Raw genomic sequence first — 9,380 nt, forward strand, 5'->3', positions numbered from 1 at the left:
GGTCCACGGCGCCGACGACCCGATCCACCCCGTCGCCCACGCGCACGCGCTGGCGGCGGCGATCCCCGGCGCGGCCCTGCGGATTCTCGAGCGGGCCGGCCACGAACTGTCCGAAGTGGACTGGCCGGAGCTGGTCCCGGCCCTCGTCCGCCACACCTCAGGTCCGGAAGGGCGGCTTCCCCGTGCAACCACACCCCTGTGACTGCAGCCCGATGTGCGAGCTGCGGGCGGCGAACCCGATGCGGATCCGGCCGACGCGCTCGGGCCGCGACGGCACGTTCGCGGCCGTCTCGCCCTACCGCCGGGCCGAACCGGCCACCGGCGACCTCGCGACGCGCGTGACGAGCTACGTCGTCCTGACGCTCGACCCGGCGGTGCCCGACGTGGCCGCCGACTACTGGATGCACAGCGAACGCTTCTACCGCGCGGTGGCCGATCCGATCGGCGCCCGGCTGGGCGGCGACCTCGCCTACCGGCGGCTGGTCGCGCACCCGACGGACGCCGACGCCGAGCGCGCGCTGGCCGTGCGGGTGGCGGACCTGTTCGCGGAAGACCCGACGCTGGCGGAAGAACTGGCCGCCCGCGCCGACGTCGCCGACGACAACGTCTACATCAACTACTTCCGCGGCCCGGACTACGCGCTCGACGCGCGGACCGCCGACGTCGAGCGGCTGACCGGGCTCGCCGCCGGGGCGCCGGGCCGCCCGGACGGCCGCGGCGACGAGGTGCTCGTCGTCGTCCCGATCTCCGACCGCGACGGCGCGGGCCGGATCCGGAACCTGATGGCGTGCCTGCTCGCGTTGCGCGACCAGACGATGCCGGCGTCGGACTACCGGGTGACCGTGGTGGAGTTCGACGAGAAACCGCGGTGGCGCGACCGGATCGAGCCGCTGGCCGACCACTACCTCCACGTCACCGGGCACGGCCTGTTCAACAAGTCGTGGACGGTCAACGCCGGCGTCCGCCACACCCTCGGCGCCGCCCGCACGCTGTGCCTGCTCGACGCCGACATCCTGGTCGACCGCGACTTCCTGCGGCGCAACCACGCGCGCTTCGCCGAGCACGGCCACGACGCGCACCTGCCGCACACCGAAATGCTGTCGCTCGACGCGCAGTCGAGCGACCGCCTGATCGAAGAGCGGTGCGGCGGGCGCGCGCCCGAGGTCCCGCTCGCCGGGGCGCGCGGGCTGCTCCTGCGCGACGTGCCGGGCGCGTGCCTGTGGCTCACCCCGGAGCTGTTCGCCGAAGTCGGCGGGCTCGACGAGCGCTACCGCGGCTGGGGCGGCGAGGACGAGGACATGCTGTACCGCGTCGCCACCGCGGGCACGGCGGTCCAGTTCGACGACGTGTTCGTCCACTTGGCGCACCGGCGCCCGGCGATGCGGCGCGAGGACGGCGCGCCGTTCAACGCGCACGTCCCGGTCGGCACGTGGAACGGCGAGCAGGGCTACGGCGACCTCGAGCGCGTCACCGGAACCGATGACTAGCACCGTCGTCCCGCCGCTGCGCCGGCCCCGGACCGCCGTCGCCACGGTGTTCTTCGTCGTGGGCGTGCTGCTGGGCACGTGGTTCACGCGCGTGCCGGAGCTGCGCACGGCGCTGGGCCTGGACTTCGCCGAACTCGGCGCGGTGCTGCTGTGCCAGACGATCGGCGTGCTGCTCGCGATGCAGGTGGCGGGTCACCTGTCCGCGCGCCTGGACACCCGCACGGTCCTCCGCTGGACGGCGGCGATCCTCCCGTGGTGCCCGGTCCTGGTGACGGCGACGTCGGGCCCGGTCGCCGCGGCGGCCGCGATGCTGGGGTGGGGCCTGCTGGCGGGCCTGCTCGACGTGGCGATGAACGCGCAGGGCGTCGAGCTGGAGCGGGCGGGTGGCCGCCCGTTCCTGAGCAGCCTCCACGCGGTGTGGGGCGCCGGCGCCCTGGCCGGCTCGCTCGGTTCGCTGGGCGCGATCCGGGCGGGATTGTCGCTGAGCACGCACTTCTTCCTGATCGCGGTGGTCCTGTGCGCGCTGGCGCTGGCGGCCGGGCGCCACGCGCTGACCGCGCGTCCGGGCCCGCGGAAACCGGTGGGCCTGCTGTCCGGCTGGACCCGCGCGGTCCTGGTACTGGGCGCCCTCGGCGCGGCGGCGGCGTTGTGCGAAGGCGCGATCTCGAGCTGGTCCGGCGTGTTCCTCCGCGAGCAGCGAGGCGCGGCCGTCGAGGTGGCTTCGCTGGGGTACTTCGTGTTCGTGCTGGCCCAGACGGCAACCCGAGTGTTCGGCGACCGGGCCCACCGCACCCTCGGCCCGGTGGCATCGCTGCGCTGGAGCATGGCGGCGACGGTGGCCGGGGTGCTGGTCGCGGTGCTGTCCCCGGATCCGTGGGTCGGGTTGGCGGGCTTCGCGGTGCAGGGATGTGGTTTGGCGGTGGTGATCCCGGTCATTTCGGGAGCGGTGGGGCATGGGGCTGGCGGGAACACGAGCCTGGCGATCGCGCGGTATTCGACGTTGCACCAGGCGGGCGTGCTGGCGGGGCCGGCGTTGTTCGGGTGGCTGGCGCAGACTTGGGGGATCAGTGCGGCGCTGGCGTTGCTGGTGGTGCCGCTGGCGGTGATCGCGGCTTTGGCGACGGTGGCGGGGCGGGAGGGATAAGGTCGTCCAGCGAGGTGCCGAATTGTCTTACGAGTTCTGCAAGATCTACGTCCGTGCGGACTCGGTCGACGTCGTCCGCCGGGTCCTGCCGGCCGAATCCTCGCTCGACGTCCTCCGCAACGACGATCGCCTGCCACTGGAGCGGTCCGGGGACGACTTCGTGCGGTGGCCGGTCCTGGTCGAGGCCGAACCCGGCGACGAGGACCCGGCCACCGTCGTCCGGCTGGTCACCCGGGTCCTCGAAATCCTGTGGCGCCACGGTTACGAAGCCGTGGCGTCCTGCGACTTCGAAGACGAGCTTCCGTACGCCGGCGGGATCGCCCGGCTCCGCCGACCTCCAGGATCCCAGGGCGCCGGCCGTGGCGAGTGGCGCCGGGCGGCCCAGCAGTGTCGTGAATGACTCATTCATGTCGTCCGACGACATGAATGAGTCATTCACGACGTCGACCAAGCCGCCGCCGGGCAAACCGCCGCGACTTTGCCGGAGCCCTGCCCAGGATCCCGGGGAACTGCTTGAACACGCAACCAGATGCGAGTACTAGTGGCAGCAGGGCCAACACGGTCCGTCGGCACTTCAGGGGAGCATCGATGCGTCTTGGTTTCAGCCTTCCGGTCTTCGGCAAGGCGGCGGCCACACCGGGTGGGATCGCGCGGTACGCGAAGGCGGCCGAGCAGGCGGGGGCGGCCAGCCTCTGGGTCGGCGACCGGCTGCTGTCGCCCGTCGCGCCGGTCGTGGCCTACCCCGGTTACGACACCATGCCCGAGGAATTCCACACCGCGCAGGACCCGTTCACCGCGCTCGCGATCGCCGCGGCGGTGACCGAGAACGCGATTCTCGGGTCCAGCACCATCAACGCCACGCAGTACCAGCCCGCGAACTTCGCGCGGCTGCTGACCAGCATCGACGTCGCCAGCAACGGGCGCCTGCTGCCCGGGCTGGGCATCGGCTGGTCGCCGGACGAGTACGACGCCGTCGGGATCCCGATGGCCGAACGCGGCAAGCGGCTGGACGACCTGCTCGACCTGCTCGGCAAGTGGTGGACCCAGGACCTGGTGTCCCACACCGGGATCGGCTACACGATCGCCGAAACCCACGTCGACCTCAAGCCGGTCCGGAAGCCGCCGGTGCACCTGGCCGGGTTCGGAGAGAAGGCGCTGCGCCGCGTCGCCGAGCGGGCCGACGGGTGGCTGCCGGTCTGGTCGGTCCCCGAGCAGTTCCCGGCGAACGTCCTGACCGACACCCTCGCCAAGCTCCGCGCCGGCGCCGAGCAGGCGGGCCGCGACCCGCGGGCGCTGGGTGTCGCGCTGCGGGTGAACGCCGCCCCGGAGGCCAAGCCGGAACTCATCGCCGAGTCCGTCGTCAAGATCGTTTCGACGCTGGAGCCGGACGAGGTCTTCGTCGACCTCACGTACCTGACCAGCAGCGTCGAGGAGCACATCGACCTCACCGGTCGCCTGCTGGAGCTCACCGCCCAGGGCTGAGCGAAGCTAGCGCCAGGTTCGCTCGCTGGGGTACCACAGCCCCGGCGGGGGAGCCGGCTGCACCAGCGGCGTGATGAACGCATCGGCGAGCGCGAACGCGCCGTCGAGTGTCCTCAGGTCGCTGGGCAAGGCGCCGACACCGCGGGCGGCGCCGGCGTACCCGCCGGTCCAGTCCTCCCCGGGCGCGGCGAACCGGTCCGGGAACCGCACGGGCGTTCCCGTGGTTCGACGTCGTTCGGCTTCGAGGTGAACGATCCGGTGCGTGAACTCGCCGGGTAGCGTGCTCTTCACGGCGATGAGGATGAGGTCCACCAAGTCCTTGTATCGGGTGGAGGTGCCGACGCCGCCTGCGCCGTATCCGGTGTACAGGGCGCAGATCTTGTCGCTGACGACGTCCTCGAGTGGGTACATCCGGACTTCGGGCCAGGTGGTGCAGTCGCTGGCGAAGGCCGGCCATCCGCTGGAGCCCGATTCTGGCTTCGAAGTGGATCTTGCGTGTCGGCCGGTCCATGTCCTGGATCTCGGCGGTCCTGGTGTGGACGTAGACCAGGGGGTCGTGGGGGTCGCCGAGGTCGAAGGAGGCCGCGGTGATGAGGCTTTCGACGGCCGCCTCGACGGTGGTTCGGTGGCTGATCAGGTCGATGTCGGTGGAGTGCCGGCTGTTCGGCCACCGGACAAGCAACGACTGACCTCCTTTGAGGACCCAGTCGTCGCCCTGCGCGGTGAAGACGCGGGCCAGCAGGCGCCGGTGATAGTGCCGCTCGACGAGCTCGGCGACGGACACCCCGGAGAGCAGGGCTTCCTTTGCGGCCAGCCCACGAACTTGTTGCGCATAGCCCCTGGGCGAGCGCGGCGGCGGCTTCGGTGTCATGACTCGGCCTCCTCGGCAGGCGCGATCACTTGGTTCAGCGCCGCCAGTGCATCCCGGCGGCGGCCCAGCGACGACGCAGCTTGAAACGCGACGAGTGCATCGGTCACCGCCGGGTCGTCGATCCCGGCCGCGCTCAGCGCGTCTCGCAGGAACCTGGTCCTCGGTAGCCCCGCGGCTGCGCCCGGCGGGAGGCGGCGCACCGCCAAGTCGGAGATCGAGAGCCCGATCTGGGACAGCAGGTTTTCCAGGAGGTGTTCCCCGTCGTGTGGCCGGGCGCCGTAACGACGTGCGTAGGGGGCAATACCCTCGGCGAGCTGGTCGAGCTGCAGTTTCCCGGCTTCGACGCCCTCGCGGATGATCGTGGCGATGTGGCTGCCGTCGATGTGCTGGTCGAGCAGGTCGCAGACGGTGCGCAGCACGGTGGTGACCGGCAGGCCGTCGAGCACGACGACGTCGCTGTCGGCCAACACCGCCTTCTTGGTCCACACGTCGGGATCACGGACGTCCCGACGCTTGGGCACGGTGAAGGTGAGCCGGCTGTTGAGCAGTTCGCCGAGTCCGTGCAGGCGTGCGGCGGACTGGTGCGAGACGACCCCGCCGTCCGGGTCGATCGCGGGTCGCTCCCAACTGGGTACGGTCGGGTTCAAGGCCAGCCATACAGCCTGCTCTTCACGGGCGGCATCGGCGGAAGCGCTGGTCGCGGCGTAGACACCGCGACGAACGCGCTCGAGAAACCGGGCGCTGGTCAGCCGGTGCAAGGTCACGTCGTCCACACCCAGCTTCTTGGCCTGCCGGGTCGTGACCATGCCCCACTGCTCGGACGTGAACGTGCCGAGCAGCTCGAAGGCCTGGTCCATCTCCATACGTCAAAGCTTACGTCACTATCCGATGGAACTTACCAACTGGGCGCAATAAATGTCGTGCATCGTTGCAAGTTTTGACGTTGACTGGTATGCAAGCGACTTAACCTCATGACCGGCGTTTGTTGCACCCAGGACGTAAGTTTTGCTGTGACCTGCTGCAATGTTTGACGGAACTGGCTGAGTTGGCCGACAACGAGCCGTGCGCGTTCCTGAACGAACTCCGACCGTATCTTGCAACTTCAAACAACATCCTGCACACTGCGAACACCCGGCGCCCGGCGAGTCCACCCCCGTCGAGATCGAGGAGTTCGCGATGCACCCTGCCTCGTCATCAGGTTCACGCCGTAGACGCGCCGTCGTGCTGGCGGCCGTCGTCGCCGTGCTCGCCGGCACCGCCGTGCCCGCCGAAGCCGCGCCGCCCGCCAGTGGTTACACCGTTTCGGTGCAGTCGAAGGGCGCGTGGTCGCACCCGACCGACTCGCCCGCCGGCCCGTACCTCGACAAGGACGGCACCTTCTACTTCCAGCAGTCCGCCGCGCTCTACGGGGCCACGCAGCCGCGCGAGTGGGAGTTCTACAGCGGCCGGGACTTCGACAGCTTCGGCAAGAACGCCATCAGCGACGCCGTCAACCCCGCGGACCCCGAAGACCGCAACAACGACACGAGGAAGCGGTGCAACACCAGCCCGACCGGCGTCGAGGCGACCAGCCCGCCGTCCGGGTCGAGCTACTCGCAGAAGAACTTCTGCGACCTCGTCGGCACCTGGGTCGACCCGGACACCGGCGACTGGTACGGCTTGGTGCACAACGAATTCACCCCGCAGCCCTTCGGCGACGGCCTGCACTACGACGCCATCGACTACGCCGTCTCCACCGACCAGGGCAAGACCTGGCAGATCAAGGCGCACGTGCTCACCTCGCCGTACAGCACGAAACGCGGCGACACCGCCGCCTTCCCGAACCAGACCTACTACTACGGCGACGGCGACCAGCGGCTCTACGTCGACACCGCGTCCGGCTACTTCTACGTCTTCTACGGCTCGCGTGTGGTCGACAAGAACGGCGGCTGGAAGGCCTTCTACGCGCACGCCGCGCGGGCGCCGATCTCGGCCAAGATGGCGCCGGGGTCGTGGCGCAAGTGGTACGGCGGGGCTTGGACCGAACCCGGCGTCGGCGGCAAGGAAAGCAACCAGGTGCCGGTCGGGCCGGACAGCGCCACCGGCTACACGCCGACGGCGAACGAGTACAGCCCCGCGAACACCGGCACGGCCGACCAGCAGATCGCGGCCGGCAAGATGCCCGCGACGTCACCGCTGTTCGTCATGGACATCACCTACAACGCCCACCTCGGCCTCTACATCGGCGAGCCGCAGGCGGTCGACCAGAGCGGGAACGCGCCGCAGCAGTACTACGCGACCGACGACCTGGCCACGCAGAAGTGGTACCCGATCGGCGGCACCGGCGGCTACCACACGGCGTCGTGGTACCGGTGGTTCGTCGACGGCGTGAACAAGACCGGCTCGGCGATCGTGGGCAAGAACTTCCGCGCGTACTGCTCGTTCGGCTGCTCCGGCGGTGCGTCCGGGGAGTACATCAACGTCTCGATCGACAACCCGGCCCGCGCGGCGGTGCCGTTCGACCCGGCCAAGACCTACCGGATCGCCTCCGGGGACGGCCGGGTGCTCGCCCAGAGCGGTTCCGCGACGACGTCGGTCGCGGCCGGCGACGGCTCGGCCGCGCAGGCGTGGTCGTTCACCGGCAACGGCGACGGTTCCTACCGCATCGCCAACGCCGCGAGCGGCGGGCTGCTCGGGGTCGCGTCCACGTCGTCGGCGACGCGAGCGTGGGGGACCGTGCCGACGGTGACGTCCGGTTCCGGGGTGGGCCAGCAGTGGTTCGTCATCCCCGGTGCTTCGGGGACGTACCGCCTCGTCAACCGCTACAGCGGCCTGGTGCTGGGGATGTCCGCGGCCCACCCGGCCGAGACCACGCCGGTGCGCCACTGGAGCGACACCACCGGCAGCGCGGTCGGCGGCGGCCGCACCGCGGCGCAGCAGACGCTGACCGTCACGGCGGTGGGTACCGCGCCCGTCCTGACCGGCACGCACACCCTCGCCATCGGCGGCAAGGCGCTCGACGTGCCCAGCCACAGCACCGTGAAGGGCACGCGGCTGGTCACGTGGACCGCGAACGGCGGCGCCAACCAGAGCTGGACGTTCACCGCGCAGCCGGACGGCTCCTACGAACTGCGCAACGTCGAATCCGGCCTGTGCGCGGACGTCGACGGCGGTGCCACCGCGGCCGGCGCGGCGATCATCCAGTGGACCTGCACGGGCGGGGCCAACCAGCACTGGAAGGCCGCCCGGCAAGCGGACGGGAGCTACGCGTTCGCATCCGTCCACAGTGGCCTGCTGCTGACCACCGCGTCCACTTCGGACGGTGCCGCGGTCACCCAGCAAGCCGCTTCCGGTGCCGCGCTCCAGCACTGGTCCATCGGCTGAGCAACGGTCGTGAGTGTTTAGTCGGGTTAGAACCCGACTAAACACTCACGACCGGGCGGCGCTGGGAGTGGCGAGGACGCCGAGGAGGCGGCGTACCTCGGCCGTCACCGCGTCGCGGCCCGCGCCCAGGTAACGGCGCGGGTCCACGCGCTCGGGGTGCGTGCGCCAGTCGCCCGCGGCCGCCGCGGTGAAGACCTTGTTGAGCTGCGTGGCGATGTTCACCTTCGTCATCCCCGCACGGACCGCTTCGGCCAGGCCTTCGTCGGACACGCCGGACGAGCCGTGCAGCACCAGCGGCACCGGGACTCGCGAGCGCAGCCGGGCGATCAGGCCGAAGTCCAGCTCCGCGTCCCGGGTGAGCATCGCGTGCGAGCTGCCGACGGCGACGGCGAGCGCGTCGACGCCGGTCGCCGCGGCGAACTCCGCCGCCTCGTCCGGGTCGGTGCGGGCGCCCGGGGCGTGCACGCCGTCCTTGCCGCCGACTTCGCCGAGCTCGGCTTCCACCCAGACACCGTGGTCGTGGCAGAACGCGACGACTTCCCGCGTCTCGCGCACGTTGTCGGCGTAGTCCAGTTTGGACGCGTCGAACATGACCGAGCCGAACCCGAGCCCGACGGCTTCCCGCACGAGGTCGCGGGATTCGGCGTGGTCCAAGTGGACGGCGACGCGCGCCTCGGCCGCCTGGGCCGTCGCGAGCGCCGCGCCGCCGATCGGGGCCAGCGCGCCGTGGTAGCGCACGGCGTTCTGGCTGAGCTGCACGATCACCGGCGACCTGGCCAGCGCCGCGCCTTCGACGATCGCGGTGAGGTGTTCGAGCTGGATCGCGTTGAAGGCACCGCAACCGCGCCGGGCCGCCGCGGCTTCCGCGACGATCTCCCCGGTGCTGACGAGAGGCATCAGGACTCCTGTTCCGGCCGGACGCGCACGGCGGCCAGCTCCCGGTGGTAATGCGCGAGGTCGACGTCGCCGGCCAGCGGCCCGAGCACCGCCGCGCCGGACAGCGCGACGGCTCGCCGCAGGATCTCCGGCCACG

Annotated in this window: 8 protein-coding genes and 2 pseudogenes; 6 read left to right on the forward strand and 4 right to left on the reverse strand. The window is 71.0% G+C overall.

Annotated elements, in window-relative coordinates; translation table 11 throughout:
- The 5 genes and pseudogenes from G3I65_RS11310 to G3I65_RS11330 all read left to right on the forward strand — a co-directional run.
- A pseudogene (locus tag G3I65_RS11310) lies at positions 1 to 202 on the forward strand (glycosyl transferase); the annotation flags it as partial.
- Positions 203 to 212: 10 nt separating this feature from the next.
- Positions 213 to 1,487 (forward strand): galactosyltransferase-related protein, encoded by a 1,275-nt coding sequence (locus tag G3I65_RS11315; RefSeq protein WP_160696065.1) that lies wholly within the window; start codon positions 213 to 215, stop codon positions 1,485 to 1,487.
- Positions 1,480 to 2,631, forward strand: a complete 1,152-nt coding sequence (locus tag G3I65_RS11320) for an MFS transporter (protein ID WP_160696066.1) — start codon at positions 1,480 to 1,482, stop codon at positions 2,629 to 2,631. The genes G3I65_RS11315 and G3I65_RS11320 overlap by 8 nt, the downstream gene beginning before the upstream one ends.
- 22 nt (positions 2,632 to 2,653) lie before the next feature.
- A complete protein-coding gene (locus tag G3I65_RS11325; RefSeq protein ID WP_160696067.1) occupies positions 2,654 to 3,031 on the forward strand; it encodes a hypothetical protein in 378 nt (125 codons plus the stop codon).
- Positions 3,032 to 3,219: 188 nt separating this feature from the next.
- Positions 3,220 to 4,113, forward strand: coding sequence for a TIGR03619 family F420-dependent LLM class oxidoreductase (locus G3I65_RS11330; protein WP_160696068.1), 894 nt, complete (start codon positions 3,220 to 3,222; stop codon positions 4,111 to 4,113).
- Positions 4,114 to 4,119: 6 nt separating this feature from the next.
- On the opposite strand, the gene G3I65_RS58240 is transcribed toward G3I65_RS11330, so the two are convergent.
- The 3 genes and pseudogenes from G3I65_RS58240 to G3I65_RS11345 form a co-directional block, all read right to left on the reverse strand.
- Positions 4,120 to 4,524: a nucleotidyl transferase AbiEii/AbiGii toxin family protein gene (locus G3I65_RS58240; protein ID WP_160696069.1), complete on the reverse strand. Its 405-nt coding sequence runs from the start codon at positions 4,522 to 4,524 to the stop codon at positions 4,120 to 4,122.
- 103 nt (positions 4,525 to 4,627) lie between these two features.
- Positions 4,628 to 4,984: pseudogene (locus G3I65_RS59045) on the reverse strand (nucleotidyl transferase AbiEii/AbiGii toxin family protein); the annotation flags it as partial.
- On the reverse strand, positions 4,981 to 5,847 hold the full coding sequence (locus tag G3I65_RS11345) for a type IV toxin-antitoxin system AbiEi family antitoxin domain-containing protein (protein WP_160696070.1): 867 nt from the start codon (positions 5,845 to 5,847) through the stop codon (positions 4,981 to 4,983). The pseudogene G3I65_RS59045 and the gene G3I65_RS11345, both read right to left, overlap by 4 nt.
- A 358-nt stretch (positions 5,848 to 6,205) precedes the next feature.
- Between G3I65_RS11345 and G3I65_RS11350 the strand changes: the two genes are divergently transcribed.
- Positions 6,206 to 8,347: an RICIN domain-containing protein gene (locus G3I65_RS11350; protein ID WP_309235398.1), complete on the forward strand. Its 2,142-nt coding sequence runs from the start codon at positions 6,206 to 6,208 to the stop codon at positions 8,345 to 8,347.
- Positions 8,348 to 8,392: 45 nt separating this feature from the next.
- Here the strand turns inward: G3I65_RS11350 and G3I65_RS11355 are convergent, their stop codons facing one another.
- The gene (locus G3I65_RS11355; protein ID WP_160696072.1) at positions 8,393 to 9,244 is read right to left on the reverse strand and encodes a class II fructose-bisphosphate aldolase; all 852 of its coding nucleotides are present in this window, start codon (positions 9,242 to 9,244) and stop codon (positions 8,393 to 8,395) included.
- Positions 9,245 to 9,380 lie beyond the last annotated feature (136 nt).

Source organism: Amycolatopsis sp. SID8362, from assembly GCF_010550475.1.
Lineage (GTDB): Bacteria > Actinomycetota > Actinomycetes > Mycobacteriales > Pseudonocardiaceae > Amycolatopsis > Amycolatopsis eburnea.